Annotated in this window: 32 protein-coding genes; 4 read left to right on the plus strand and 28 right to left on the minus strand. The window is 39.3% G+C overall.

Annotation, left to right across the window (positions count from 1 at the left end):
* Positions 1-47 precede the first annotated feature (47 nt).
* Positions 48-2,660 (minus strand): bifunctional aconitate hydratase 2/2-methylisocitrate dehydratase, encoded by a 2,613-nt coding sequence (acnB, locus tag ACNKW3_RS18105; protein ID WP_427400741.1) that lies wholly within the window; start codon positions 2,658-2,660, stop codon positions 48-50.
* A gap of 182 nt (positions 2,661-2,842) precedes the next feature.
* Positions 2,843-3,931 carry a PQQ-dependent sugar dehydrogenase gene (locus tag ACNKW3_RS18110; protein WP_427400742.1) on the minus strand — a complete coding sequence of 363 codons (1,089 nt, stop codon included), beginning with the start codon at positions 3,929-3,931 and terminating at the stop codon, positions 2,843-2,845.
* Between the two features lie 96 nt (positions 3,932-4,027).
* Here ACNKW3_RS18110 and ACNKW3_RS18115 point away from each other — a divergent pair, with 96 nt between their 5' ends.
* The 3 genes from ACNKW3_RS18115 to ACNKW3_RS18125 all read left to right on the plus strand — a co-directional run bounded on the left by ACNKW3_RS18115 (position 4,028) and on the right by ACNKW3_RS18125 (position 7,316).
* Complete coding sequence (locus tag ACNKW3_RS18115) at positions 4,028-4,474, plus strand: hypothetical protein (protein WP_427400743.1); 447 nt, start codon at positions 4,028-4,030, stop codon at positions 4,472-4,474.
* A gap of 126 nt (positions 4,475-4,600) precedes the next feature.
* Positions 4,601-6,166, plus strand: coding sequence for an AMP-binding protein (locus ACNKW3_RS18120; RefSeq protein ID WP_427400744.1), 1,566 nt, complete (start codon positions 4,601-4,603; stop codon positions 6,164-6,166).
* A gap of 196 nt (positions 6,167-6,362) precedes the next feature.
* Positions 6,363-7,316 (plus strand): AEC family transporter, encoded by a 954-nt coding sequence (locus tag ACNKW3_RS18125; protein ID WP_427400745.1) that lies wholly within the window; start codon positions 6,363-6,365, stop codon positions 7,314-7,316.
* 31 nt (positions 7,317-7,347) lie between these two features.
* Here ACNKW3_RS18125 and ACNKW3_RS18130 read toward each other — a convergent pair whose 3' ends face one another.
* From ACNKW3_RS18130 to ACNKW3_RS18145, 4 genes are all read right to left on the minus strand, one after another.
* Complete coding sequence (locus ACNKW3_RS18130; protein ID WP_427400746.1) at positions 7,348-8,184, minus strand: DUF2797 domain-containing protein; 837 nt, start codon at positions 8,182-8,184, stop codon at positions 7,348-7,350.
* 92 nt (positions 8,185-8,276) lie between these two features.
* The gene (locus ACNKW3_RS18135) at positions 8,277-8,627 is read right to left on the minus strand and encodes a VOC family protein (protein ID WP_427400747.1); all 351 of its coding nucleotides are present in this window, start codon (positions 8,625-8,627) and stop codon (positions 8,277-8,279) included.
* Positions 8,628-8,724: 97 nt separating this feature from the next.
* Entirely contained in the window at positions 8,725-9,225 is a 501-nt protein-coding gene (locus ACNKW3_RS18140; protein WP_427400748.1) for a DUF2937 family protein, read from the minus strand.
* A gap of 181 nt (positions 9,226-9,406) precedes the next feature.
* On the minus strand, positions 9,407-9,784 hold the full coding sequence (locus tag ACNKW3_RS18145) for a hypothetical protein (protein WP_427400749.1): 378 nt from the start codon (positions 9,782-9,784) through the stop codon (positions 9,407-9,409).
* Between the two features lie 165 nt (positions 9,785-9,949).
* Here ACNKW3_RS18145 and ACNKW3_RS18150 point away from each other — a divergent pair, with 165 nt between their 5' ends.
* The gene (locus ACNKW3_RS18150) at positions 9,950-10,783 is read left to right on the plus strand and encodes a hypothetical protein (RefSeq protein ID WP_427400750.1); all 834 of its coding nucleotides are present in this window, start codon (positions 9,950-9,952) and stop codon (positions 10,781-10,783) included.
* Between the two features lie 24 nt (positions 10,784-10,807).
* Here the strand turns inward: ACNKW3_RS18150 and ACNKW3_RS18155 are convergent, their stop codons facing one another.
* From ACNKW3_RS18155 to ACNKW3_RS18260, 22 genes are all read right to left on the minus strand, one after another.
* A complete protein-coding gene (locus ACNKW3_RS18155) occupies positions 10,808-12,964 on the minus strand; it encodes a tetratricopeptide repeat protein (RefSeq protein ID WP_427400751.1) in 2,157 nt (718 codons plus the stop codon).
* A 138-nt stretch (positions 12,965-13,102) separates the two neighbouring features.
* Positions 13,103-13,501, minus strand: a complete 399-nt coding sequence (locus ACNKW3_RS18160) for a GFA family protein (protein WP_427400752.1) — start codon at positions 13,499-13,501, stop codon at positions 13,103-13,105.
* A 404-nt stretch (positions 13,502-13,905) separates the two neighbouring features.
* Entirely contained in the window at positions 13,906-14,355 is a 450-nt protein-coding gene (locus tag ACNKW3_RS18165; protein WP_427400753.1) for a hypothetical protein, read from the minus strand.
* Positions 14,356-14,465: 110 nt separating this feature from the next.
* Positions 14,466-14,849 carry a hypothetical protein gene (locus ACNKW3_RS18170; RefSeq protein ID WP_427400754.1) on the minus strand — a complete coding sequence of 128 codons (384 nt, stop codon included), beginning with the start codon at positions 14,847-14,849 and terminating at the stop codon, positions 14,466-14,468.
* Positions 14,850-14,971: 122 nt separating this feature from the next.
* Complete coding sequence (locus ACNKW3_RS18175) at positions 14,972-15,313, minus strand: hypothetical protein (protein ID WP_427400755.1); 342 nt, start codon at positions 15,311-15,313, stop codon at positions 14,972-14,974.
* Positions 15,314-15,366: 53 nt separating this feature from the next.
* Positions 15,367-15,753 carry an SMU1112c/YaeR family gloxylase I-like metalloprotein gene (gloA2, locus tag ACNKW3_RS18180; RefSeq protein ID WP_427400756.1) on the minus strand — a complete coding sequence of 129 codons (387 nt, stop codon included), beginning with the start codon at positions 15,751-15,753 and terminating at the stop codon, positions 15,367-15,369.
* Positions 15,754-15,806: 53 nt separating this feature from the next.
* Positions 15,807-16,301: a GNAT family N-acetyltransferase gene (locus ACNKW3_RS18185; protein WP_427400772.1), complete on the minus strand. Its 495-nt coding sequence runs from the start codon at positions 16,299-16,301 to the stop codon at positions 15,807-15,809.
* Between the two features lie 18 nt (positions 16,302-16,319).
* Positions 16,320-17,729 (minus strand): serine hydrolase domain-containing protein, encoded by a 1,410-nt coding sequence (locus ACNKW3_RS18190; RefSeq protein WP_427400757.1) that lies wholly within the window; start codon positions 17,727-17,729, stop codon positions 16,320-16,322.
* Positions 17,730-17,866: 137 nt separating this feature from the next.
* Positions 17,867-18,118, minus strand: coding sequence for a DUF6624 domain-containing protein (locus ACNKW3_RS18195; RefSeq protein WP_427400758.1), 252 nt, complete (start codon positions 18,116-18,118; stop codon positions 17,867-17,869).
* Positions 18,119-18,301: 183 nt separating this feature from the next.
* Positions 18,302-18,727: a GNAT family N-acetyltransferase gene (locus ACNKW3_RS18200; RefSeq protein ID WP_427400759.1), complete on the minus strand. Its 426-nt coding sequence runs from the start codon at positions 18,725-18,727 to the stop codon at positions 18,302-18,304.
* A 9-nt stretch (positions 18,728-18,736) separates the two neighbouring features.
* Entirely contained in the window at positions 18,737-19,264 is a 528-nt protein-coding gene (locus tag ACNKW3_RS18205) for an adenylate kinase (protein WP_427400760.1), read from the minus strand.
* Between the two features lie 264 nt (positions 19,265-19,528).
* Positions 19,529-20,041, minus strand: a complete 513-nt coding sequence (locus tag ACNKW3_RS18210; protein ID WP_427400761.1) for an O-acetyl-ADP-ribose deacetylase — start codon at positions 20,039-20,041, stop codon at positions 19,529-19,531.
* An 86-nt stretch (positions 20,042-20,127) separates the two neighbouring features.
* Positions 20,128-20,415, minus strand: coding sequence for a helix-turn-helix domain-containing protein (locus ACNKW3_RS18215; RefSeq protein WP_427400762.1), 288 nt, complete (start codon positions 20,413-20,415; stop codon positions 20,128-20,130).
* The gene (locus ACNKW3_RS18220) at positions 20,408-20,671 is read right to left on the minus strand and encodes a transcriptional regulator (RefSeq protein ID WP_427400763.1); all 264 of its coding nucleotides are present in this window, start codon (positions 20,669-20,671) and stop codon (positions 20,408-20,410) included. The genes ACNKW3_RS18215 and ACNKW3_RS18220 overlap by 8 nt, the downstream gene beginning before the upstream one ends.
* 264 nt (positions 20,672-20,935) lie before the next feature.
* Complete coding sequence (locus ACNKW3_RS18225) at positions 20,936-21,247, minus strand: hypothetical protein (protein WP_427400764.1); 312 nt, start codon at positions 21,245-21,247, stop codon at positions 20,936-20,938.
* Between the two features lie 47 nt (positions 21,248-21,294).
* Positions 21,295-21,513, minus strand: a complete 219-nt coding sequence (locus tag ACNKW3_RS18230) for a DUF6500 family protein (protein ID WP_427400765.1) — start codon at positions 21,511-21,513, stop codon at positions 21,295-21,297.
* A 119-nt stretch (positions 21,514-21,632) separates the two neighbouring features.
* A complete protein-coding gene (locus ACNKW3_RS18235) occupies positions 21,633-22,031 on the minus strand; it encodes a hypothetical protein (RefSeq protein ID WP_427400766.1) in 399 nt (132 codons plus the stop codon).
* Between the two features lie 77 nt (positions 22,032-22,108).
* The gene (locus ACNKW3_RS18240; protein ID WP_427400773.1) at positions 22,109-22,876 is read right to left on the minus strand and encodes an alpha/beta fold hydrolase; all 768 of its coding nucleotides are present in this window, start codon (positions 22,874-22,876) and stop codon (positions 22,109-22,111) included.
* A 129-nt stretch (positions 22,877-23,005) separates the two neighbouring features.
* Positions 23,006-23,215 carry a BrnA antitoxin family protein gene (locus tag ACNKW3_RS18245; RefSeq protein WP_427400767.1) on the minus strand — a complete coding sequence of 70 codons (210 nt, stop codon included), beginning with the start codon at positions 23,213-23,215 and terminating at the stop codon, positions 23,006-23,008.
* Complete coding sequence (locus ACNKW3_RS18250; RefSeq protein WP_427400768.1) at positions 23,208-23,504, minus strand: BrnT family toxin; 297 nt, start codon at positions 23,502-23,504, stop codon at positions 23,208-23,210. Before ACNKW3_RS18250 ends, ACNKW3_RS18245 begins: the two co-directional genes overlap by 8 nt.
* 105 nt (positions 23,505-23,609) lie before the next feature.
* The gene (locus tag ACNKW3_RS18255; RefSeq protein WP_427400769.1) at positions 23,610-24,077 is read right to left on the minus strand and encodes a hypothetical protein; all 468 of its coding nucleotides are present in this window, start codon (positions 24,075-24,077) and stop codon (positions 23,610-23,612) included.
* 89 nt (positions 24,078-24,166) lie between these two features.
* Positions 24,167-24,661 (minus strand): hypothetical protein, encoded by a 495-nt coding sequence (locus ACNKW3_RS18260; protein WP_427400770.1) that lies wholly within the window; start codon positions 24,659-24,661, stop codon positions 24,167-24,169.
* Between the last annotated feature and the right edge of the window lie 166 nt (positions 24,662-24,827).

The raw sequence follows: 24,827 nt of genomic DNA on the forward strand, positions 1-24,827 counted from the left end.
AAAAAGCCGGGACTTTAAAGTGCCCGGCTTTATATCATGGATGAAGCTTAGGCAACATTCAACGATGGAATAATATTCGCCTTGGCTTTTTCTTCAGCCTCTTTGAATGAAGGCATCTGATCAAAGTTCATGTAGCGGAATATTTCACTGCTCATTGAATCTATTTTACCAGCATAGTCCATATATTCATCTGCGCTTGGAATTTTACCAAGAATAGCACCTACTGCAGCCATTTCAGAAGAACATAAATACACATTGGCACCATCACCTAAACGGTTAGGAAAGTTACGAGTAGAAGTAGAAAGTACAGTTGTACCCGCTAGTACTCGTGCTTGGTTACCCATACATAATGAACATCCAGGCATTTCAGTTCGAACACCAGCACGGCCATAAATGTTGTAGTAACCTTCTTCCATCAACAGGTTTTTATCCATTTTAGTAGGTGGAGAAATCCATAATCTCGTTGGTAGCGTTCCACCAAACTGCTCAAGTAATTTACCAGCAGCGCGGAAGTGGCCGATATTGGTCATACAAGAACCGATGAAGACTTCATCAACTTTATCACCAGCAACGTCTGATAATGTTTTTGCATCATCAGGATCGTTTGGACAACAAAGAATTGGCTCTTTAATGTCGTCTAAGTTAATTTCAATAACTTCTGCATATTCTGCATCAGCATCTGCTTCCATCAATTCTGGATTGGCTAGCCACTCTTCCATCTTACGTGCACGACGCTCTAGTGTACGTGGGTCACCGTATCCTTCGTTGATCATCCAACGAAGCATAGTGATGTTTGAACGTAAGTATTCAGCAATAGATTCTTCAGAAAGTTTGATTGTACAGCCCGCAGCTGAACGCTCAGCTGAAGCATCTGACAATTCGAATGCTTGCTCTACGGTTAGATCTTCTAGACCTTCAATTTCTAGGATACGACCAGAGAATGCATTGATCTTACCTTTTTTCTCTACGGTTAGTAGACCTTGCTTGATTGCATACAATGGAATGGCATGTACTAGGTCACGAAGCGTAATACCAGGTTGACGAGTACCAGTAAACTTGACTAATACAGACTCAGGCATATCCAATGGCATAACACCAGTTGCAGCCGCAAAAGCGACTAAGCCAGAACCTGCTGGGAATGAAATACCCATTGGGAAACGTGTATGTGAGTCACCACCAGTACCTACAGTATCAGGAAGTAACATGCGGTTTAACCAAGAGTGGATAATACCATCGCCTGGACGCAGTGATACACCACCACGGTTCATAATGAAGTCTGGTAACGTGTGCTGAGTTTCGATGTCAACCGGCTTAGGATAAGCCGCAGTGTGACAGAACGACTGCATAGTTAAATCAGCAGAGAAACCTAGACAGGCAAGGTCTTTTAGTTCGTCACGAGTCATAGGACCTGTGGTATCTTGCGAACCAACAGTGGTCATTTTAGGTTCACAGTAAGTGCCTGGTACAATACCTTCTACACCACAAGCTTTACCTACCATTTTCTGTGCTAATGAGAAACCTTTAACGCTTGTTGCAGGAATTTCAGGCTTACGGAACACGTCGCTTGGTTCAAGACCTAGAGATTCACGCGCTTTTTCGGTTAAGCCACGGCCAATGATTAGGTTGATACGTCCACCAGCACGTACTTCATCAAGTAATACTTTTGATTTGTACGAATACTCAGCTAATACTTCACCTGATTTGCTGTTTTTGATTACGCCGTCTAGTGGGAAAATGTCGATTACATCGCCCATTTCCATTTTATCAACGTCTGCTTCAAATACTAAAGCGCCAGCATCTTCCATAGTATTAAAGAAGATTGGAGCTACTTTTGAACCAATACAAATACCGCCGCCACGCTTGTTAGGAACGCCTGACAGGTCTTCACCGAAGAACCAAAGTACTGAGTTAGTCGCAGACTTACGTGATGAACCAGTTCCTACTACGTCACCAACGAAGGCAACTGGATAGCCCATGTTTTTAATTTCGTCGATTTGTGACATAGGGCCAATTTCGCCGTGTTTTTCTGGATTTAAGCCATCACGAGTCATTTTATACATAGCGCGAGCATGTAAAGGAATATCAGGACGAGACCATGCATCAGGTGCAGGTGATAAATCATCAGTGTTAGTTTCACCGGTTACTTTGAAAACAGCCGCCGTAATTTTTTCTGGTAAGTCTTTTTTCGACAAGAACCATTCAGCATCTGCCCAAGATTGCATAACTTCACTAGCGTGCTTATTGCCAGCTCTGTGCTTTTCTTCAACGTCGTGGAATGCATCGAACATCAATAAAGTGTGCTTTAACTCTTCTGCAGCAAGTTCTGCTAAATCAGCATCATCTAACAAAGCAACTAAACTTTCGATGTTGTATCCGCCGTGCATATTGCCTAACAACTGAACAGCAGCTTCACGGCTGATCAAATCACAGCTTTCTTCGCCTTTCGCTATAGCACTTAAAAATCCAGCTTTTACATAGGCTGCTTCGTCAACGCCTGGAGGTACACGCTCCGACAAAAGCTCTAATAAAAATTCTTCTTCGCCAGCAGGTGGGTTCTTCAATAACTCAACTAATCCTGCTACTTGTTCCGCATTTAGTGGTTTAGGTGGAATATCTTGCGCTGCGCGCTCTTCAACGTGCTTACGATATGCTTCTAACACTATCAAGTCCTCTTATGTTCGCCAAAGGATAAAGGTCGTTGGCCTGACCAAAGTTGCACGGGATTATACCTGTAGAAATGGTAAAAATGAATGCTACTAGACTAAAAGCCTAATATATCCGCCATTCATATTATAAATTGAAAACAATTTGTTAATAAGTAAAAGATATTATCCTATATTGATTATTTTTCCATCACTTTGTACAAAGTCGCAGGCTCTCCGTCGCCTAAAATATAAATATCACCTTTTTTAGAAGCTGCAATATCTCTCAATCGGGTTTGTGTTTCGGCAAACAATGTCGCATCTGGCTCAAAATTCTTATTGATCACATAAAGCCGCATAAACTTTAAGCCTGTGACCAAATAATGATCTTGTAGCGCAGGAAATTTATTTCCTTGATAGAAAATCATTGACGAAGGGGCAATCGAAGGCGTCCAATCTAGCGCAGGTAATTGCATGCCTGGATAGTCTTTAAACGGAGAAATAGTGGCCCCTATATAATCCATCCCATTGGTCACCACAGGCCAGCCGTAATTAACACCAGATTTAATAATATTCATTTCATCGCCGCCGGCTGGACCGTGTTCATGGGCAATAATAGTCCCTTCTGGCAACACAATTAAGCCTTGAGAGTTTCTATGGCCTTTAGAAAAAACAAAACTTTCAGGAGCATCCGCTTGTGAATAGAAAGGATTATCCGGAACAGCTTTTCCGGTATCTGACATACGCAAGATCTTGCCTAGATGACTGCTTGTTATTTGTGCTTGCTCTCTATAATCAAAACCATCGCCTGTCGTTATTAGAAGATAGCCTTGCTGGTCAAAGGCCATTCGGCCAGAAAAATGAACCGGTGTATCTTTGCTTTGCGCGACGCGGAATATCTGCTCGACTGAGGTAACGGACGGCGAATCGGATTGTAAATTTTGCAGTTTAAAACGCACTATTTTTAAATAATTATCTTCGAGTGTTCCTGCTGCGTAACTTAGATACAACCAACCGTTAGATATGTATTCTGGATGCAAGGCAATATCCAACAATCCACCCTGCCCTTGGGCAAATAAATCTTGTGGTTGGAACTCGATAAACTTGATGCTTTCACCTTTAACTAATCCAAGACCACCTTGGCGATGGGTCAATAAAAGTTGTTCATCATCTAACAGGGTAATTGACCAAGATGCTGGCAAATCAGTTGCTATGGGTACAAGTTTTAACCCTTTGCTGAAAGCACTGGTAGAAAATACGCAACATATAATCAGTAAAAATAAACGCATAAGCCTCCCTTTTGCTGATAACTATACGAAAATTTGCATCGATTGGGTACATATCGCAGTATAAGAAACATCAAATAACAAGAAGGCGAATGTTGCGTGTCAAAATGGGTTTCACTTTTTATACGATTTTTTTTCTCTGTAGTCGTCGGATATTTTTTTGCGAGTGTGTTCCATACCCAATCCGTATTAGCCAAATTAACAGCACTAGACGTCCAAATTACCTTTATGCAGAGGATTTCAACCACTTATACTGACTTCATAGGATTAGCACCTAAATATGGAAGCGTTGTTTGTATTGGATTATTAATCGCATTCTCTGTTTGTCACTGGCTACAAAAAAAGTTGGGGGGAAATCCAGTATATTGGTTCAGTTGTGCCGGAGGCGTTGCTCTGCTGTCCATTCTTCTGATAATGCACCCTATCATGCAGGTGAGTTTATTAGCCGGCGCTAGAGATCTCTCGGGCATAATTCTTCAAGTAATTGCCGGTATCCTTGCGGGACTCACCTTTTCGCGCCTGCAAAAACGTCCCTCGACCACATAATACTTGTGTTGTCACCCACATTTATAGAACACAATAACAAATGGTAATTTGGCGCTATACTTTCATCTGATCCAAAATTGTAAATATTATGTTATACATTAATGACTTTATGGAGTAAGTATCATTATGGCAACCTCTACCTTAATCCCAAACAACATCAAATGTTTAGCTGACTATATTGAACATACATTTTCCGAATTCCAGGACCGGCCTGCATATAGCGCTTTGGGTCAAGAAAAAACCTTTGCGGAAATTGAGGATCTCTCTGGTAAGTTTGCTTCTTGGCTACAACACAATACAGATTTACAACCCGGGGACAGAATAGCCATTCAATTGCCCAACTTAATTCAGCACCCCATAGCGGTTTACGGTGCACTTAGAGCGGGATTAGTGGTAGTTAATACGAATCCGCTGTATACACCTAAGGAAATGTTGCATCAATTTAACGATAGTGGAGCTAAAGCTCTGGTTATATTGTCTGACTTTTTACCAAAATTTGAAGAAATTAAAGAAAAAACCTTTATTAAAACTGTCATTGTCACCAGCGCCACTCAACTCCTAGACCAAAAACAAGTAGTGTGTGAATACCCGTGTTATGAACAAATATTTTCTCAAGGGGCGTTACTAGACCTTTTACCACGCAAAGATACGGATTTAGATGATACAGCGATTTTACAATACACTGGCGGAACAACAGGTGTATCAAAAGGCGCAACTCTTACTCACCGTAATGTACTTGCCAATAGTGCACAAACTCAAGACCGGCTTGGTCAATCTTTTGTTGCTGGAAAAGAAATCGTTGTATGCCCGCTTCCGCTTTATCATATTTACGCATTTACGGTAAATATGATGGCCTTTTTTGGTAAAGGGGCTATGAATATACTTATTCCAAATCCAAGGGACATGGAAGGCTTTGTCAACACTATAAAACCTTATCCATTTACTGCCCTTGCAGGATTAAACACAATTTTTGTTGGTTTATGCTCTCAATCAGCATTTAGAGACATGGATTTTTCCCATCTTAAACTCACCATCTCGGGAGGAACAGCCTTGACTAAGGCGGCGGCTGACCTTTGGTTTCAAACCACAGGTTGTACAGTAACCGAGGGTTATGGCTTGTCAGAAACAGCACCCGTTTTGGCGTTTAATCAACCTGGAAAAGAAGTATTAGGTACTGTAGGTCCTGCGTTGATAGAAACTGAAATTGAAATCTTAGATGACAAAGACCAACCTGTTGAACAGGGGCGAGAAGGACAAGTCGCGGCTCGCGGTCCTCAAGTAATGCCAGGTTATTGGCAGCGTCCAGAAGAAACAGATAAGGTGATGACCAAAGATGGTTTCTTTAAAACGGGTGACGTTGGTGTAATCACCTCAGATGGTTGTTTAAAAATTGTTGATCGGCTTAAAGATCTCATTATCGTTTCAGGCTTTAACGTGTATCCAAACGAAGTAGAAGATGTTCTTGCTCAGCATCCGCAAATCCTTGAGGCTGCAGTCGTTGGCAAAGAGGATGAAAAAACCCAAGAGCGCGTTTGCGCCTTTATTACTGTGAGTTCACCTATTGACGAAGAGGAAGTTATTGCGTTTTGTCGTAAATCTTTAACCGCGTACAAAGTGCCTAAAGAACTTAATGTGTTGCAGGAATTACCCAAGTCTACTGTTGGTAAAGTATTGAGGCGTGAGTTGCGTTAGGTCGCGGCATACGCCGATAACGGGCGGCTCATTGGTCATCTCGCGTTTTTTGGTCGTCCCGCACTTATTTCCGTCATCCCGCACTTATTTCCGTCATCCCGCACTTGATGCGGGAACTCTTCCCAGCAAAACAAAATTTGAAAATTACCCTTACCTAGTTTAGCTTGTGTCATTTACTTCCTTTGAAAATAATTAGATGGATTCTTTACAGGCTTTTCTAGACTTTGCAATTGGTGTTATCGGGCCTGTTGTGGTGCTCCTGAGTTTTGGTTACGGGCTGTTTCGTACCGGCTTATTAACTGATGATTTTGTCGAGCGGGGATCTCGGCTTATCTTTAATTTCGCTCTTCCAGCTTTGCTATTTATCAATATCAGTCAAGCTGATTTAAACAGTTTAATTGATCCTAAGTCAGTAGCTATTGGCATTAGCGGCACCTTATTAGTTTTCGTTGTATCTTTTGTGATGGTATCTGTAGGTGTAAAAGAGGTTGCAGATAAAGGCGTTCTTGTACAAGGGATATTTAGGTCTAACATGGGGATTATTGGCTTAGCCTATTGCGCAAAAGCTTATGGACCTGAGGGGCTGGCATATGGGTCGGTATATATGGGCTGTCTAACCATAGTGTACAATATTTTAAGTGTGGCTGTGCTTAACATATTTCAAAATCAACAAACTAACTTTATCAAAATACTAAAAGGAATAGCCTCAAACCCCATCATCTTGAGCATCATTGCGGGTTTAATATTCTCCGTACTACATATTCCTTTGCCGCAAATTGCCCATAATAGCCTTAGTTATTTTGCCCAGTTGACCTTACCCTTAGCATTGCTATGCACAGGCGCTGCTTTGCGCTTTTCTTCTTTGGGGGAACATTGGCGATTGCCTTTGGTGGGCATAATGGGCAAATGTTTTATTTATCCTTTGGTTATTATATTTTTGGCGATTCAGTTTGGTATTTCGGGCATGCCACTCGGTGTAATCTTTCTTATGGCAATGAGCCCAACAGCAGCAGCAAGCTATATCATGGTGAGAAAAATTGGCGGCAATCATCAACTTGCCGCGCAAATTATCGCTTTGAGTACGGTAGTTTCTTTACCCGTTACCGTTATCGGCTATTGGATAATGTTACAAGTATCAAACATTAACTAACCCCAACTGGTTATAAGCAATGGCGCTGGGGTTAACTAGACACTTGGGCATAATAGCCTGCGGCATTGCGAATATTAAACACTCTATCGCCATCAAACAGTAAATATTGCCCTTTGATACCCAGAAGTTGCCCTTCAATAACCGGGACCTTATCCAAATTTAAGGATTTTATTTTTTCCGGATGTTGCAATACTGGATATTCAATTTGAACCGGATTCGCTTCAACTTCGCTAATGCTTTGCAAGCCTTCTGATGCAATTAACGCTTTTAGTTCATCCTCAACCAGCGGCTTTAAAGCTTGCCATCTCTCAACCAAATCAATGGCTGCATAGCCACCTTTTAGCATGGTTCGCCAATTGGTTTTATCGGAAATGTGCTGGGCAATAGTCGTTTCGACCAAGCCGCTTATTTTGCGTGTTGCCACTCTAAAGATTGCCATCGCCTGAGTGGCGCCTTGATCTATCCAACGAGACGACACACCGTCAGTAACGTGGCGAGTAATGCCTACCTTAACTGCACCGGTATTTGCCAGATATACAAAATGATCTTGCATACAGTTTGCCTCTCCCCACTCTGGTTCACGACAAGTACCTTGAGCAAAATGGCATTGCTCAGGCTTAATAATACAAGTATCACATTGAGCTAAACTGCGAAAACAAGGAAAACAATAGCCTTGTTGAAAACTTTTATTGGTTTTTCGCCCACAATGAACACAATTAATTTGAGATTGAAATTCGATGCAAACTTGTTGACCTATAAGAGTATTCATATGCACATCTTGATCTGCCAACGACAAAAAATATTGAGCAACATTATTGTCATCAATATCCACGCGCATCTTGCTCAAATTACCAATAAGATCAGGCATAAATTCCTCTGTATAGTGCTTTTTTCTCGTTATTTTGGCTCAGGGCTTACCTGACGCAACATTGGAATCGCATTGTATAAGCTGAAAAGAAATTATTCACCCCAAACTGCCCATTCATTGCCACAAGGGTCAAGAAAATGAAAACGTCGCCCGCCTGGAAATGAGAAGATTTCTTTGCAAATCTCACCGCCATTATCCTTAACATCTTGGCAAGATTGCTCTAACTCCGCGCTATAGATGACCACTAATGGACTACCATTTTCTGTTTTTGCAGATTTATCACTTTGAAAAAATCCACCATCAAAACCATTCGCGGAAAAAGCGGTATATTGCTCACCATAGTCTGTAAACTGCCAGGCAAACGTTTGGCTAAAAAACTTTTTCACCGCGTTTAAATCGCTAGCATGAAGTTCGATATAGTTAATGCTGTTGTGTTGTTGCATGATGGCTTTTCCTTGTTATTTTTTCCATTGTTTGGCCACTCCAACTTAGTGACCTTGGATTTTAGTCGAGGCTAATTTGTATTGATATCCTTTACTATTACTTTTTTGATTTTCTTATTTTTCGATAACAAAAACGCACCGGCCAACTAATTAAAATATTGAAAAATAACGCTACCAACAAGCAGTAAATAATGTCCATAGGACTTAACGGAATCGACGGGCTGAAATTGTCCACCACTTTCTCCAAAGACTCTGAACGTTTAGGCTGAAACATATACCAAGCACGCTCAAAAAGATTGCCCGATTTAAAATTATCCAAAGCCTCGGTTAAGGACTCGTACTCTTGCATGGTGAGTAATTTTTGTTCACCGTCATATTTAATCGCAGGTACATGACTTGATGTGAAGTCATCAATCATAGCGTACACATCGGGATATTCATGGCGTCGGGCATTTTCTTTATAGCCTTCGACTTGCTTGTGAACCGCCTCATAATAGCCGTTTAAAAACTGCAAGTACTGGTCCGATAAAATTGGGATTTGAAAGGCTACTATAAGTAAAAAAGCAAAAAGCAGTTTGTCGAAAAAATTGGAAATCACTGAATTATTTTCTACCGTTAATCTAAATTGTTATCTTTTAAATACTGATGTAATAGATTATCGGTTTGCGGCCTATACATTCCATCAGCAAAAGTGCCACAGGCTTTTTGTAATTGAGCGATAGCCTGAGGTAATAAGTCAAAGAATTACTATATCTCAAGATAGCAAATGGGGTGAATACTTATTTGTTCCAAATGTTCGCGTCTTTTTGCGAATATTTGAATAAGGACACTAATGCAGGAATGAAGATCACTGCAATTCCCATCAATAAGAGTTGATGCCAAACACTAATCGCTGAATTGAATAACAAAGAACCGGCAAAGATTATTGCTGCTGTATAAACCAGACTGACTAGCCAAAATAAAACTCGCCAAATCCATCTTTTAAGGAAGGCCCATTGTTGCATGTAACCGACAAAGCCAATAATGAGAACCAAGGTTACTATAAGGGGCAAATAACGACTGGCGAACCCGCCAGAATCCGTTGATATTTTTTGTATTAATCTCACTATTGCTGGAACCAATAACAAGACAAGATAACACCAGTGTTTTAATTTCATGTTTCCAATTACTAACGCTTAAAATTGTCGGTTTTTTTTACAATACCACATTTTGAATATCAAGCTACCACAGTAAACGCATGATTTATATTGTTATTTTTTTGAGGCACATAATATGCTTCAAATAAAGTTCACGCTAGGCCTACAAAAAAATCGGAGAACAAGATGGTCTCTTTCAAACCGCGTAGTCTTTGTTTTTACTCTGTAGTATTTATTTTATTAGTGTTTAATTCCTTTGCTGATGCCCGTCTTGTCAGAGGGGGTGGTAGAGGTGGAATTACCGTCAGTTTCGGTACGCTCGACTTATTAGTCCCCATGTCAGCCATTAACGATTTTTCACTGTTAGATTACAGTTACTACGATTCTATGCCTAGTGAAGATAGAGTTGGCATAATCCCACCATCTTACCCTATGGTCCAAGGCGTCCCGGACGACTGCTTTGAGCCACTGAGTGGTGACGAACCTTTTGTGGATGATCCTTGTTATTGGGAATTTAGTGAAACTGAACAAACCCTTGAATTTTTAGGTTCTACTGTTTCACACTTCGAAAATGCTATTCAAAACATCACTTGGCAGATTTACCCAGCAAATGTTAGTGTTTTCAGTCCGACGGCTACCCCTTTATATGAATTTGATAACAGCCATACTACGGTAAATCCTTTGCAATATGCAGGCAATATGCCGCATAAAACCCTAGCGTTTAGTGCGCCAATGCCGGCTGGTATCGCGCCAGGCGAGTATCAAGTTTTATTAACAATGGAGCAAACAGCGCCCGATGGCTGGGTTTTTTATTCAGGCGATACAATATCAAACCTAGATGAAGCCTGCCTTGGAGATCCCGGTAATATTCAATGTAGTCTCCTTGGAAATATTCGCGGTACCACATTCACGCAATCAGCACTAGAAAGAATGGTCGTTGTTTCAACACCGCAATCTATCGGAATATTCTCAATTATATTTTTGTTGATTATGCGAATGAGAGCGAAAAATACAACATAACAAATTGAGATTAATTAATTGAATTTACATATTTTTTTGCTTTAAAAATTTCTCGACTTGTTGTTTTTCGTTTGCCAATTCTTGTTCCATTTTTGAAAGAGAATTGGCAAAGGATGCATTTCCAACTACATCCTGAAGCAAAGGATCATGTTTAGTCCACCATTGTAACCAGCCATTTTCAATAGCTGACGTAAATAAAGTTGCAGCTGTTGTTTCATCCCCTCGCAACACATTTAGCCTTGCTCCCAGATATTCGAGATAAGGGTCATTGACCCCCGATTCAACGGCTTCTAAATACAAGGTATTACAGCGCTGTGTTAGTCGATTGAACTCTTCGAGATTATCCTCTTGCTTAAATACCCAAGCAAATTCAATTGCTGGAGAACAAAACGGCATTTCGAAAAGATCCTGCTCCTCAAGTAAGTCTTTTGCGGCTAATAAATCTTGTTTACCTAATTCTTCTTCGCCAAATAAAAGGTAGTACCAACCTGATTCAAACAGTAGCCATGGGTCATTTGGATAGGTTGCTTTTTCAAGCTCCATGCGTTCAAACAATGCTTGGTATTCTTTATCAATAATTAAAAAAGAAGTCGTGTAGTCTTCTAACAAAACAGAACTAAAGGATTCATCGTTAACCCCCACTTCTATTAAGGTTTGAATATAATTACGTTGAAAAGCCTCATTTTCTGGCGATTGCTTATGTGCCTGCCACCACATTTTCGCCGTTTCAGATAAATCGCCAGAGAAATAATTTAAAGAAGCCAATCCAGCGTAGCCAAATGGAGAATTAGGGAATTCATTGATTAATTGAGTAAATTGTTCTTGCGCCTGCTCAATGTCACCATTTTGTAATTGATAAAATCCCAGATTGTATTGGTTTGCAATAGAAACAGGGTCAATCTTGTAAGCTGTTTGCAATTCTTCCCAAGCCTCACCGTATTGACCAATACTGTCGTAAATTGCAAATTTCCACATATAAGCTTTCGCTAAACTAGGGTTGAGGCTTGTAGCTTTATCTAGAGACTCAAGGGCTTCTTGATCTTTATCTTGTAACAACGCAAGAACAAGTCCTTGAACTGCATAAGCCTCAGCTAAATCTGGTTCTCTGGTTAGTGCTTTTTCTAAGTTTTGCATGGAGAGTCTGCTAGCAATATCGCGATCTAACACACTAAAGAAAGCATCATGCCCAAACCCTTGTGTTTCTTTTGCTAACATGGCCAAGGTATCCGCAAGCCCAACATAAGCTTGAGCATATTCAGGATCTAAACCTATTGCCTGTTCATAATATTTGCGCGCGGCTTTCATGGACTCAGTGGTTTGTTTTCTGTATTCCTCACGGCCTTTTAAATAAAATACGTATGCATCTGTACTGGCTGTCTTCGAGTCGCTATCGACGTCTTGTCTTGCAACAAAACGATCTTGTAATAAATTAGCAATAGCACGAGCTATTTCCTCTTCAATTGCGAAAATATCTTTAAACTGACGATTGAAATTTTCCGACCAAATAGTTTTACCACTTTGGGTATCTAGTAATTCGGCTCTGATATTGAGTTTATTACCAGTGACTCTAACTGACCCGGTAACCACTGCATCAACCCCTAAACGTCTACCAATATCTGTGGGAGGAAGGTTTTTTTCATATAATGTTATAGTTGCACTGGACGCAGCAACTTTTAGCTGACTTACTTTACCTAATAGGTTTGTAAGCTCTTCTGTTAAACCAATAGATAAAAACCCTTGCTCTTGTTCTGCGCTTTGATCTGAAAAAGGTATAACAGCAATTGAATCTGCACTTTTAATTTGGCTTAAACCAGCTTCAGACTTTTCTAACTCAGTTCTGACTTGCTCAAAATACAGATAACCGAAATATCCAGATATTGCGATGATGAGAGACAAAATTAACCATTTGCTTTTGCCAAATTGAACATCCGATTGTCCATCGGGTTTCTTTACAGGTGCAATACCAGCGAGAGTGATATCAAAAAACCATGATAGATAAATAACAACAGGTAAACTAGCAATTAATATAACGGCAGAGAAGGTATTCACTAACGGATGCAGATTGAACATGGGTTGTATCACGATTACAACCTGCAACAGCAACCAGACCAATGCCATGTAAGGAAGTATGGTAGGCAGTACATTACGTCGACGTAATTCAGACAAAAATGTCTTGAACATAATAGTCCCAGTTAATTTAAAGGTGTTACCACTACAACTGCGCTCAACACGCTAATAACATTGGTTTTTTAGTTTTTTTATGTTGAACTAGAAAGAAAATAAAATCAATGCTGGTGTTTGTTTTATAAACAATAATTCCTATTCTGGCGGCCCTTCATCATAAGCTACAACCCCCTCGGGAATAATTTCCCAAGTAGCTTTCGAACCAACAAAAATATGGTAGCCAATTTCGATGTTTGGGTCCCCGTTTACACATCCAAGTGTTACACCATGCACCTTATTTTTATATGTACCGCAAAGGGTAGAGCCGCATTTACTGCAAAATTGTAAACCAAAATCTTCCATGCTTTGATAACTCGTTAGCAGTTCTTTACCTTGCAACCATGTAAACTCGTCAGGATTAACCACCGCATATGCAGAAGCTTGCGCACTAAAAGCTTTTCGACAACGAGAACAATGACAAGAGCGAGCATCTTTAAGGTTGCCTTTGATCTGGTATTTAATACTGCCGCAAAAACACTCGCCGGTAATCGCCATAAATAAATTCTCCCATTGTTGTTGCTATGATGTTTACTCAGTCTAATTGCTTACATTTTTAAAAAACAATATCAAAGGAAATGCCGTGATAACGCCGGATAAAAAGCTTACAAAGACTGGAATAGCGATAACTTGCCAAGTTTTTAAAATTAAGAACTTGCGTAAAATGTAGCCAAACACTATCAAGGTGATCAGGTAGGAAAAAAACAGCTGTATATTTAAAAGTCCCGCTATTAAGCCTACAATCAACTGAACACCGATAAAAAGGCCAGTCAATACTAAACTTCTTTGATTTATTTTGTGAGCCACTTTCAAAAAAGTAAGTACTAACTTAAAACCTATGAAAGTCCCGGCAATTAAACTGATTAACGTTATCGCTATAAAACTAGCCTGCATATTAATTATCAATCATCAGAGCTGTGCTTTCTAATTTCACACCATTCTTTATTCGCATCACTCATAATTTTTGCAAACTCTTCTTCTAAGGCACTTCGATCAAAGGCAGGATCTTTATCTAAAGCCAGTTCTAATCGAGATAACAGATCGTTTAAATTATTACGCACTCTTATTTCAAAAATCCAAAGCTTTTCAGGACTTCGTAGCACTGTGTACGCCATAATAACGGGAAGTATTATTGCAAGAATTCCACTGATAACACTTGAGCTTACACCCCAAAAGGAATAGTCGAAATTTGTTGATATTGCCAATAAAATAGAAATTACCGAGGTTGTTCCCCACAACGTTCGATACATCAATTTGTGTCGATTGGCTTCAGTCGCAAATACTTTTACCTTTTTATTAATTTTTCTGTGAAGCAAATCATATGAAAAATCGGGCTCATCCTTGTTACTCATTTTGGTCTCTATTCGCTAGACTTATAGAATCTACAATACGCTACGAATTGACGTTTAGCAAAGCATCTATTGTTAACGTCTAAACAGATGAAATCAAATTAGAAGAAACGTCAGAACAATTCGCAAATGATTGGTTCATCGGATGGATTAGAATAGATGAGTTTGTCGTCGCTGATTAAAAAGATGACGGCTTTTGAAAATTCTAATGCTTCAAATGACCCACAATCGCCTTCTAGCATAACGCCATTTTTTAGTTTAATTAGATAATGGTATTTCCCACTACCACTGAACAATGAATAATAAAAATCCTTAGTTTCATCATCTCTCATATAGTTGAAATCTAGTTGCCCATTTTGTATCCATATAGTTACTTCGATAGCATCTATGCCCGAACTGTTTAAAATACTCACCTGCGGGTATAAGGCTCTACACATAAAATAAATGAAAAGCAACGCAGAAAAAATAGTCACTAATTTGCTGTTTTTTAACGTCACATGAGCTCCTTCTGAGAATGTGGTTAAATAAAAATACTGACTCAGTAAGTAACAAACCAAATTGCTTTGATTAAAATGTAGGCTATTTAATAATCAACGTCTATCTGGGATATTCAAAGTAACTAGTTATTTGTCCTCGCCTTATATGCATTGCGTTTCATAAAAAGACCAATAATGGATAGTAGGCTACAGATTGTAATTATTATTAATCCAACGATAATTAAGGCGCTTGTAGACAATGTCAGCAAGTACAGTATCTGCCCAACTAGAACGCCAAAATATACACTTGAGTAGGACGCATCTTTAGGAATAGCGGCAATGAAACCAGCAATTACTAATGCATAGATGTAGTAAAAATAGGGAGAATCCCAGGGTTCAATTTCGCCTGTGATATAAGGACTCAAAAACCAAATTGCAGCACCGAGTAAGGTCGATATTAAAAAACTTATTTTAGGTTTCTTCATCTAACCCTCCATGGATTTCACAAAACAATTACCTGACTTAGAGTGTATTACCTTTAACTCTCGTATAACTCTAAAGGTAGACCATCAGGGTCTTGAAAGAAAGTAAATTTTTTGCCCGTAAATTCATCCACACGAATAGGCTCAACTGGAATTCCGTTGCTTACTAAATGATCAACCGAAGAATCAATGGAATTAACCTCAAAAGCTAGGTGCCTAAGTCCTTGTGCTTCAGGCTTTGTCGGTCTAGGAGGCGGTGAAGGAAAAGAAAATAGTTCAATCTGACCACCGTCGGGAAGCGCTAAATCTAATTTATACGACTGGCGGCTTTCACGGTAATTTTCTGCTAACACTTTTAGCCCAAGCACCTTAGTATAAAACCCTTTCGACGCCTCATAGTCAGAACAAATTATAGCGACATGATGAATTTTTTTTAACTGCATAGCCAAGTTCCTGTCAATAGAAAGCGAAATTTAGAACGCCAGTCTCATTTACGCTAATGTACCCTTACCTTAGCAAAAATATGGCTATCGTAGAACTTACCGTTTTTAAAAATGGATTTTTCTAATATAGCCTCATGTTTAAAACCTGAATTTATTAAAAGTTGCATAGAGGCTAGATTGGAAGAAAACACCGTCGCGAAAATTCGCACAATGTCTGTTTTAGAAAACACTTGCTCTAAGAGCATTTCAATTGCTTGGCTAGTGATACCTTTACGCCAATATTCAGCGTCTAACCAATAACCGAGTTCGCCGGTTCTTTGATATTCAAATTCGCCTCTAGTTACACCAATACACCCCACTAATTGGCTATCAAATTCAATGGCTTTTATTAAATCACCTTTACTCCCTTCGGTTATCCACCAGCTAGCGTCTTCAGGCGTATAAGGGCTAGGAATCTTTGTCGACAAAAACTGATTAACGGATTTATCGTTTAATATATCCACCAATTTTGGTAAGTCGTTTTGCTGAAAATCTCTCAATAACACCATAGAATTTGTATCTGCCAATTAGTTTTGGATAGCACCGCAAATCTGAGCTTTCACAGTGGCGCTCATTGTTAAACGATGTTGACAGGCTTGCTCAAGATTTGCTTGAGCTTGAGTTGAATCACTGAATTCTTCACGAATAACCGAAAACATCTGTAAAGCCTTATCTGCCAAATTTGACCAAAGTAATTCGTAGGCAATCGAGGTCATACTTTGTTCATCTAAAAGGTACTTATTTTCTTTTATGTCCGCGAGCACTTTGTCAAAGGTATTAGAGTATATGCCGCTAGTCAGTGCCAGTACAATGTCTTGCTCGCGACTTGGCAGATCTTGGTCATATAAAACAGCCGCAATATCCGAGGTTAACTGACGTTTCAGGAAATAATTCATACCAGTGTTGCTGAGAATAATGATGCTATGTTTGTCGTCGACGAATCGGGTCAACATACTGCTGTAACCATCAATTTTTCCATCATACATGTGGGCACTTACTTGCATTGAAGCACTTATGGGGAAATCACCTACTCGCCAACTATAGGGCGCTTTTGGGTTAAATAATTGCTGTTTGCTTTGGCTATTTATTAAGGTGTCATTATACAAGGCTTGTTCGAAGGCAAAGATGTTTTGCACATTACTATAAATAGCCGCGCCCGCGCCAAATAAGGTTAAGTTTTTCGCAGCTATGGTGTTGTAGCCACCTGCTTGATTCCACTCGTAAGCTTGTACAAGGCTCGAATCTGCCGAATGTTCGAGTGTTACACCAGAGTTGACCATTTTTAACGGCGCGAATATATGGTTGTAGACACTAGTAGAAAAATCTTCACCAGTAACCTTTTGAATAACTTTACCCAGTAAAAAATAGCCGGGATTTGAATATAGGTAATCAGCTCCTGGCTCAAAATTCCTCGGCATCTTCGCTATGATATCAACAAATTTTTGTTCAGATGTTTGAGCATGAAAATCACTGTCAAACCAACCATCTATAATGAAGTGATTGGGGATGCCAGACGTGTGGCTTAACAAGTGATGTAAGGTAATTTCTTTACCCGATGAAGTCTTAAATTCAGGTAAATAATCACTTAAGGGGTCATTAAGAGCTAGTTTTCCCTGCTCTTTTAACATCAGAATTAAAGTGGCAGTTATTGGTTTACTTAATGATGCTAACTGAAAGGGGCTTTCGGCAGTCAGCGGTACATTTTCAGCTCGATTTGCAAAACCATAAGCTTGGGTAAAAATAGGCTTACCGGCGTTGGCAACGAGCACCACTCCTTCAAAGGCATGATGCTTTAGGTAAAGATCAACAATCTGAGCGATTGAATTAGCCTTATTTGAATCTTTCTTATGAATTGTATTCGCCTGACTTGGTGGCTGCAAAAACACAATAACAAAAATAATACTTAGCAGTAGTTTCCCTACTCTGGCTATCCTCAAAATCGTTAACTCCTGATTGCTTAAATTAATCATTGAAAACATCAACGATTATGCGGTTGTGGGTAAGTCAGTCAAGGGCTGAAAATATTGACGTCTCTTATTCTACTTCCAGATTATAGACTTCAGCGATTAGTTTTTTATACTCCGATAACGGCGGCAAGCCAAGAGTGCTGTTTAATTATTTTTTTAAGTCTTTGCGTGTTACCGGCGTCAATTTCTCTCATTTGTGAGACTAAATCTTCAGGTGGATTATCCCATCCGATCTTACCAATACTTTCTCTTACCTGTTGGTCGGCGTTCGCCATTTCCTGCAATTCATTTTGCAAATTCAAATCTATTGCCGCAAATGACTGAAAAGACAATAAAGTCAAAATGAAAAGATACCGCATACTACTAAGCTCCGTGCTATTGAATAAAAATTATGATGTTTGGGTGCATTGGGCTGGTGTTTATAACAACTATTACAAATTTAAGAAAAATAAAATAGTAAGATTTTTCCCCAGTGTAATCTGACCCTATTCCTTGAAAAAAATTTCAAATGACAAAAGCCAACTTAGTTGGCAATCAATTGACTATTGATTGTATATATTAGGATGCCAAATCTGCATTAGCATTTCTGGGTTTTCAATTGCTTTAAACCCAAATCGGGCATACAAGCCATGGGCATCTCGCGTGGCCAGCATTATTCGTCGCAAACCCTGCAGTTCTGGGTGTGACACTATGGTTTGTATCAACCATTTACTTAACCCTAAACCCCGGTACTCTTCAATAACGAATACATCCGCCAAATAAGCAAAAGTGGCTTTATCAGTAATTAAACGCGCAAAGCCAATCTGTTTTCCGGTATTTTCAAATAGACCAAAGCACAGGGAGTTTTCGATGGCTGTTTGTAAAGTTTCTCGAGGGATATTCTTTGCCCAATAGGATTGCGAAATAAATTGATAAACAAATTCAAAATCAAAATCGTTTTGTTGTGTACTAATTTTGTAGCCTTGCACGGACGCTTCCTATTTTCGTGATTTAGTAGTTTGAAGTGAAATAAACTGATTCAACTTGGAGAGTGTTGTTATTATTAGAACTTCTTTACGCTCGGAGTATTTCAATAACTTATCTAAAAAATCCTGATTCCAAAACTTCGGGCACAATTTGAGCGTCTTATAACTTTGCATAGTGCCATTAAAAGCAGAACTTCCTTCCGGCCATCCTTCTGGCTTTACAATTATTCCTTTGAGTAGTCGCTTAGTGACAAACCAGTAACTCATCCAATAAGGCAAATCAATATAAATCAAGGTATCTGCAGCGTCTAAACGCTGATAGAACGCACTGATTGGCCCGAACCCATCAATAATCCAGCTGTCTGAATTAAGAATATCGGTATGGATAGTATCAAATTCTTCTCGTGCGACAAGCTCTCCGTTAGGTTTATAAATAATTGAATCTAGAGGGTACAGAGGTAAGTCACTAGCCGACGCTAACGCTTTGCTTAGCGTGGACTTTCCACTACCTGGCTTTCCAAAAACAGCTACCTTTTGCATTTATTCCATCCTGGTTTTGAATCTCTAAAGGTAGAAAAAGAAAACCCACCTTCAGAGGTGGGTTGATGTATCTAATGCATATCAAAGTTCCCACCATTCCTAAGGAATGATGATAATTCGTATGCTAAGTTGAGTATTATTTAATTTCATGCAGTAAATTTCACACAATACATACAAGTTGTCAATCGGCTTAGTTTGCTTTGCTAACATGAGCGTTAATATTATTAAGTTCTCGACCCTCTTTGGCACAATCATAGATCAATGTTAGTCTTGACTTAGTAAATTGTTGAATAATTTATACAAAGGCTTTTCGAAAATATAAAAGTAGATATCTAAAGGCGCATAAGTGTCTTTACTACAAATCCTTATTGCAATCCTCGCAGCTTGTTCGTGAGGGTATCCATAAGCGCCACAAGATATAGCGGGGAATGCAATCGACTTACAGCCATTTTCGAGAGCTAAATTGCATGCATTTGTATAAGCACTTTCTAGCGTTAAGGACGGATTGGGATCACTGGAAAATATGGGACCAACAGTGTGAATCACATATTTTGATGGCAAATTACCAGCCCCTGTTATTCGCGCCTCCCCAAACGGACAACGTATTCCGTTGACTGGCTTAACCTGACGACAGGCTTCTAATAATCTGGGACCAGCAGCTCTATGAATAGCACCATCCACGCCGCCTCCGCCGAGCATTTTGGGATTTGCTGCATTGACAATAGCATCGACATCGGCAGACGTAATATCTCCGAGAATTACCTTAATATTCGTCACAATAATTGCTCTTTGGCATCTTTATACAACATTCTAAGCACATTAATTGATAAGTATAAATTGACTTTAAAAAAGCCTGATTAGGATTACTTTAAGTCTATAAAAACCTCTGGGTGCTGCTCAGCAATCCGCAGTAGTGCCATAGCTGGACCTTGAGGCTCCCTCCGACCCTGCTCCCAATCCTGAAGTGTTCGCTTGCTTACGCCTAATAATGATGCAAAAGCTGATTGCGATAATTGTAACTTAGTTCGAATGACCTTGGGTTCTGATGGCGGATTTAACTCTCGCGTTTTAAGTTTGGTTTTGCCTGCCTTAAAAACCTTAACCTCTCTAATTCCTTCGAGTATTTCAACACCTATATCTCTATCACTCATCGTTAATCGCCTTAGCAATTTGTTTTAAAATATGGCTCTGGATAGTATCAACTTCAGATTTACCATAGATTGTTAACATCCATATTTCATTGTCAGACTGCTTTAAGTGGTAGATTATTCTGACACCGCCACTTTTCCCTGTACCTCCAGATACCCACCTCACTTTTCTAACGCCACCTGAACCTCGAATAAGCACTCCAGCATTTGGATTAGTCAACCAGTAATTTTGAAAAGCAATATATTCATCTTCAGACAAATAGTTAGGTAACAACCTAGTAAATTTGGTCGTTTCTATGAAAATCATTAAGCAGCAAATATGACGGCAATGCCGTATACTGTCAAGAGTAAATTTGGACTATTGGGCAACATCAGCTGGTATTCAATTTGAACATTTAAAGTTCTATTTAGTCTGATGTAATCAGGAGAAAACTACTACTGAACTTTGATGCAGTTTTAAAGTGTAAGGTCGAGCATCAAAAATTTAGAATTTAAGACTAGCTTTTTGTTGCCCTATACTCGGTTAGTAGTAAAAATTAAAAAATAAAGCACAAGCTAACATTCCACCGTACGGAAGACAGGTAATAGCCAATAATGCTCGCTTTTTAACTGGTTTTGGCCATAAAAAATAATAGATAAACACTGGAACAAAGATTGGACTTATGAAAACACTAAGGGCAATAAAATACCCGCCCTCGTAACCAAAGTTACCTCCAAAATAGACCCAGTAAATGCCATAAATACCAACCAAAGCATTTATAGATGCTAAACAAGTAAATAGGATTAAAGCCTTTTCATTGGAAAATAATGACTCTCTGTATAACCAGCTTTTCACCTTGCACTTCCTTGATCTGTCTAAAACCCCTCTTACGAACACAAATGCTATTGACCACTTTCAGCCATCTCTTTGATAATTTGTGCTTTTACAAAATGATCTAGTTGATGCTTTTGTATCCACCAAGTAGCTGCTTCCATGAGTAATTCTGGGTTGTCATTTTTATTCGCAAAAAAAGCATAAAAAGATAGCCCGACATTGTCTCCTTTCGATGCCATCTTAGCATCGCAAACATTAACGATTTTTTCCCTTAGAGATTGTCGCATTGATTCTGCCTAACTCCTTTTGGCTTATCTCGCTTATTTAGTGAATGGACAGATTATGGGGTTACGATAGTGCATGCAAGTGGCATGGCGTGGGCTTGTAATCTCCGGTTAAAATCTTGCTAGGTAACATCACCAACAAACCCAAATTTTTTCCTACTTATAAATAAAACGACAAGCACAATTATTCCTACTACTGTGCCAAATGGAAACGCTAAGAGTAATAAGGTTGAATATATTATTAATGCCCAAAAAAACCACTTAGTTCGATAATTCAATCCCACAACAGAAAATGTCAAAAGGCAAAGTGCTACTAAAAATAAGAAGAATCCTATTACTGTAGATAAGACTGCTGATGACATTTCTTGTTGTGAAGTTTTGGGTTCATTCGCTCCAAACAGCGTTATCTCTTGAAATGAGGAGGACATATTTAAATAGGAATCTATAATCCCCCAAAGAGGAGCCCAAAAAAGCAGTAATCCTATTATCGCGACATATTTCCCTACAGTTTCCTTATTCATTCTCTATCCTTATTTGATTGTCTAATATTTGGAGCACCGGCCGACGGAAAGTGAAGCGAATCTGCTGACTGCACTTGTTAGTGTTTAATTCTTCCCAAAAGGTCGTTCACTTCCTGAACAACCATATCTGGTTCATCGTTCTGTGGGAAATGGTAACTTTGTTCTGTTAATACGGCTTTCCCTTGGGGAAATGCTTTCGCCCACTTGGAATGCAATTGCCCCCACATTTCCCGGGCCTCATCGGTAAAAAAGAGTAATGGAGGATTATCATACTTTTTTATCGATGCAATGACTGTCACAGGAATATCCGGTATCTCAGGATAATCGGGCAGCGGACGTTTAGCCCAAAAATCTAAATACTGATTAGACATTCCATTTTTCAGATCGTCCAGTTTCACTTGAGCAATTTCTTTTTCTGCTTTCTCAAGGTCAATTATTCTCATAATATCAACATCATGTTCCGATGCAGGCTCTATTAGCATTAATCCAGATATCCTTTCAGGATAGGTTGCAGCGAAGCGCCTTGCGATGTAAGCCCCATATGAATGGGCCACATAAACCACTGGGCTTTCAATATTTAAAGCTTCAAGAACTAAAAGAGCCTCTTCAGCATACTCTTCGGAGCTGTAATTCTTTCTAACTTGCTCTGATTTGCCGTTTCCAATCCGTGAGTAACGAATGACACGAGTTTTCTTAGCAAGGGCTTCAAAAATAGAATCCCAGTCAGATAAACCAGCAGAACCTCCTGCCTCTAAGAATACAATGTGTTTACCATTCCCCGCCATTTCATATTCGACATCATACCCATTTACTTTGATGAAACTAGGTTTGGCAAAAACAACCATTGGAACGCAAAGACTTAAAAGTAACCACAGAGCTTTCACATCTTCTCCTTAAACACTAATACCAAGTTAACGTGCGCTGGCCGCTCTTGCCATTGTCACAGCGAAGCGAGTTTAACTTTTTGTTATCCTTTACTCCCAATCTACTCGCGGCTCTTTTTTCGAATCTGCACAATCTTTAAGATAAAGATTAATTAGATTTTGATATGGAATACCCTTTTTCTCAGAAAGTTTTTTGAAATATCCAATCACGTCTTGATCTAATCTAATTGTAATTTGTTGCTTCTTACGTTTTACATAAGGGTTAGGAATAGAGTCGGAAAAATCATAGTGTTCACGCATGTTTGAACCCCTCGTATACTTTACGCTCCCGTTTGTCAGCCTTTCTCGCTGAAATAAGTCTGATTATATTGTCAGAACCTCGATAGCAGTGACATACAACTAGCAAGCGACTTAATGAGCTTTCACCTAAAATAATAAAGCGCTCTTCTCCATATGAGCTATCGGGATCATTTACAAGGCGCGCTAACGAATCTGAAAACACTGTTTTTGCTTCGTCAAAGCTAACACCGTGTTTTTGCAGATTAATATCAGCTTTACTTAAATCCCATTGAAATACATAATCATCCATAATTAAAGTGTAGTTACATTGTAAGTTAAAATCAACCTCGTGAAGGATAACAAGCTTACTCGTCGTCTGCTTTGGGCGGCTTAGGCCATGGCTCAGTACTGTAAGTCATTGAGAAATTGACTGCAGATATTTTTCATCCATTATCTGTTTTAACAAGAAGCCAGATTCTTGACCCCAGTTACTTTTAAAATCTCCAAGAAAGTACGAGTAATCGAATGTGAGAGTAGCAATATTACCGTCTTCAATGACACTAACATTATAATATTTTTCAGTAATATCAAAAGGTGATTTGATAATGTTGTCGATAAAGTCAGTTGGTGTACTAGCCACATCCTTAGGTTTGAATACGTCCTTGCCATAACGTGAGCAAAGTATTTTGATACTTTCTTCAGAGTAGACGCCAACCCAGGATACGTTGATTGGATGAAATATATTTAGAAAAGAATCTTTGTTTTTATTTTCGATAGACTCAAAAAACGTAGCGAACAATTCACTAATTTCAGGATCTTTACTGATCTCTTTGGTTAATGCTGTATGTGATAATAACAACGCACTTAATGGTAAATACTTCACCGAACTCTCCTTGTTGCTAACGCCCACATAAAAGTCGGAGCGTCAGCAACGACCACCGTAACCTAGTGAAGCGATTTTTGATATGTTTGTTAGGCATTTTTAATCACGCGAATGTAAACATCCGGTATTGAAATACCGTATTTTTTTGAAGCTATAAATTTTTCAAAATCTATATTTGCTACATGATACCCTAGCTTATTAAGCTCTAGCGTTAACTCCTGAAACAATGTCGTAGCAGATAATGCTTCAGGGAACTTTTCTCTCACGCCAGCAATAGCTGAGTTATGCATATTCCCAGATGAATTAAATGCTTCCTCAAGCTTAGACGGGTAGTTATTTTGGTAAAACTTAAGTAATTCTTGGTTGGTAAACTCCGACGATTCTCCAATAAGACGCACAGTAAACGCTTCTTCGCTAAGGATAATAACGTTAAATACATCGGCTATGCTACTGCCTCCACTGGGCATAAGAAATAACTCCATAAGTGGAGATGAACCATATCTCTGTAGATTTGCTAGTTTTACATCAGTAGCTAAACCAGATGTCGAAACCAGCAAAAATGTTATTAATACGCAAATTCTCATTGAGATGCCTAAAACGCCGCCAACGCAGGCCGAGCGATAGCGAGGTCCAGCCCAATGCGGCTTTTTGCATTGGGCGATTGTGCTTGGCTTTGTGTACGCCCAGCATGGGCATGAACTAATGAGGTGAAAGTCCTCTGTAGGAAAATCACCGTCTTTTAACATCTAG

It is taken from the genome of Glaciecola sp. 1036 (assembly GCF_050306235.1).
Lineage (GTDB): Bacteria > Pseudomonadota > Gammaproteobacteria > Enterobacterales > Alteromonadaceae > Glaciecola.

Coding starts and splice junctions, on each gene's coding strand:
- ACNKW3_RS18235 (WP_427400766.1), bottom strand. CDS start 22,031: ATGAATAAGGAAACTGTAGGGAAATATGTCGCGATAATAGGATTACTG.
- ACNKW3_RS18155 (WP_427400751.1), bottom strand. CDS start 12,964: ATGTTCAAGACATTTTTGTCTGAATTACGTCGACGTAATGTACTGCCT.
- ACNKW3_RS18110 (WP_427400742.1), bottom strand. CDS start 3,931: ATGCGTTTATTTTTACTGATTATATGTTGCGTATTTTCTACCAGTGCT.
- ACNKW3_RS18245 (WP_427400767.1), bottom strand. CDS start 23,215: ATGCGTGAACACTATGATTTTTCCGACTCTATTCCTAACCCTTATGTA.
- ACNKW3_RS18130 (WP_427400746.1), bottom strand. CDS start 8,184: ATGCCTGATCTTATTGGTAATTTGAGCAAGATGCGCGTGGATATTGAT.
- ACNKW3_RS18145 (WP_427400749.1), bottom strand. CDS start 9,784: ATGAAATTAAAACACTGGTGTTATCTTGTCTTGTTATTGGTTCCAGCA.
- ACNKW3_RS18240 (WP_427400773.1), bottom strand. CDS start 22,876: ATGGTTGTTTTTGCCAAACCTAGTTTCATCAAAGTAAATGGGTATGAT.
- gloA2 (WP_427400756.1), bottom strand. CDS start 15,753: ATGCAGTTAAAAAAAATTCATCATGTCGCTATAATTTGTTCTGACTAT.
- ACNKW3_RS18260 (WP_427400770.1), bottom strand. CDS start 24,661: ATGAGAATTTGCGTATTAATAACATTTTTGCTGGTTTCGACATCTGGT.
- ACNKW3_RS18150 (WP_427400750.1), top strand. CDS start 9,950: ATGGTCTCTTTCAAACCGCGTAGTCTTTGTTTTTACTCTGTAGTATTT.
- ACNKW3_RS18135 (WP_427400747.1), bottom strand. CDS start 8,627: ATGCAACAACACAACAGCATTAACTATATCGAACTTCATGCTAGCGAT.
- ACNKW3_RS18175 (WP_427400755.1), bottom strand. CDS start 15,313: ATGAAGAAACCTAAAATAAGTTTTTTAATATCGACCTTACTCGGTGCT.
- ACNKW3_RS18185 (WP_427400772.1), bottom strand. CDS start 16,301: ATGGTGTTATTGAGAGATTTTCAGCAAAACGACTTACCAAAATTGGTG.
- ACNKW3_RS18120 (WP_427400744.1), top strand. CDS start 4,601: ATGGCAACCTCTACCTTAATCCCAAACAACATCAAATGTTTAGCTGAC.
- ACNKW3_RS18205 (WP_427400760.1), bottom strand. CDS start 19,264: ATGCAAAAGGTAGCTGTTTTTGGAAAGCCAGGTAGTGGAAAGTCCACG.
- ACNKW3_RS18160 (WP_427400752.1), bottom strand. CDS start 13,501: ATGGCGATTACCGGCGAGTGTTTTTGCGGCAGTATTAAATACCAGATC.
- ACNKW3_RS18125 (WP_427400745.1), top strand. CDS start 6,363: ATGGATTCTTTACAGGCTTTTCTAGACTTTGCAATTGGTGTTATCGGG.
- ACNKW3_RS18230 (WP_427400765.1), bottom strand. CDS start 21,513: ATGCGACAATCTCTAAGGGAAAAAATCGTTAATGTTTGCGATGCTAAG.
- ACNKW3_RS18195 (WP_427400758.1), bottom strand. CDS start 18,118: ATGCGGTATCTTTTCATTTTGACTTTATTGTCTTTTCAGTCATTTGCG.
- ACNKW3_RS18215 (WP_427400762.1), bottom strand. CDS start 20,415: ATGAGTGATAGAGATATAGGTGTTGAAATACTCGAAGGAATTAGAGAG.
- ACNKW3_RS18165 (WP_427400753.1), bottom strand. CDS start 14,355: ATGAGTAACAAGGATGAGCCCGATTTTTCATATGATTTGCTTCACAGA.
- ACNKW3_RS18250 (WP_427400768.1), bottom strand. CDS start 23,504: ATGGATGATTATGTATTTCAATGGGATTTAAGTAAAGCTGATATTAAT.